1 pseudogene is annotated in these 1,310 nt (G+C 47.4%); it reads right to left on the reverse strand.

The features are described from left to right. Nucleotides 1-63: 63 nt before the first annotated feature. A pseudogene (locus CEJ45_RS24875) lies at nucleotides 64-1,310 on the reverse strand (hypothetical protein); the annotation flags it as partial.

Genomic DNA, 1,310 nt, shown 5'->3' on the forward strand with positions numbered 1-1,310 from the left:
AGCTATTTCGCTTCTTCTTTGCTTCACTCATTCTCGTCATCCCTTCCAGGACGACAGCTTAAATCAGTGTCTCAAATTCGGGGTCCACTTTACTTTTCTGGCAACGAGGGAATTTATCTGCTTACGAACACGCAGAGTGTGTGGAGTCAGGTGCCAAGGAGGATGGGCACGTAGGTGGCCAAGAATTTCGCCGTCTGAGGTCGAAACCATGATGACGCATGCGTTGTATTCATCATCATTGATAGCCCATATTTTCTCTCCGACTAGATCTTGCCGGCGGTCGAGCCAATCAGCTGAATAACGGCTCCCCTCAAAATTGATGTATGGTCGCCGGCCAGTTTTATATCCCCCTTTCACCGTGCATGGTTTGCGTACGCTGAAAATGCAATTAACATCCTTTGGATCCGCATACCGAGGATTGAAGTCGCCCCGACCGCTGAGGTAAATCAGCACTTCTAGCGGCGAGCGATTACCTAGACTTGTGTGAGGGGAAGCATTGTAGTTAGCGATAAATACATCAATCAGTTCCTGTGCGTATTCATATTGGAACTGACTAGTCACGGCGATCATTTCACCTGACTTACCAAGATTTTCAGACGCTTTCCCTCCGGTTGTGTTGCTCATGCGTTGAAAGCCGTTTTTCCCAAGTTTTGTGAAAAAACTTTCAATAAAAGGGCGGTCATCTTTACTACGACGTACCGCATAGCTGTTATTAGGAGTCACAAGCACTGTCCCAGCAATATCTCTTAGTTGTGTTTCCACCGTCTTGCAAGTATTTGCTAAAGCCCCATCGACACTAAATTCGTCATAACAGATGCCCACGAAGCGATCACTGTAACCAGATGGAAGCGCAGCGTTTGCGGTATAGGCTTCGTCGGAAAAAGTAATTTGTTTCCGCTTCCACTTACTGAGTGACATCTTGATCGCTTGAAGTACATCTGACTTGGAGACCTCTTTTCCCATTGAAAAATAGTATCCAAGCACTGCTCTGGTGAGGACTTCTAAAATAACGATTACCCAAAGCCGATGCACGATCTTAGGAGTCGCATCTCCGTCCAGCTGAGGAACCATCACACAAAATCTGCCGTCCAGCTTATGGGCATCAACCTCCACACGCTGAAACACCCTCAGTACGGGACGCCCGGTTCCATCTCCAGCTTTTGCCTTTTTCCCAAGATCCGCACCACCAATCGCCAAGGTTGCTTTGGCGGGATTGTTAAAGTGGACCCCGAATTTGAGACACTGATTTAAGCTGTCGTCCTGGAAGGGATGACGAGAATGAGTGAAGCAAAGAAGAAGCGAAATAGCTA

This window comes from Herbaspirillum aquaticum, assembly GCF_002213425.1.
GTDB lineage: Bacteria > Pseudomonadota > Gammaproteobacteria > Burkholderiales > Burkholderiaceae_D > Herbaspirillum > Herbaspirillum aquaticum.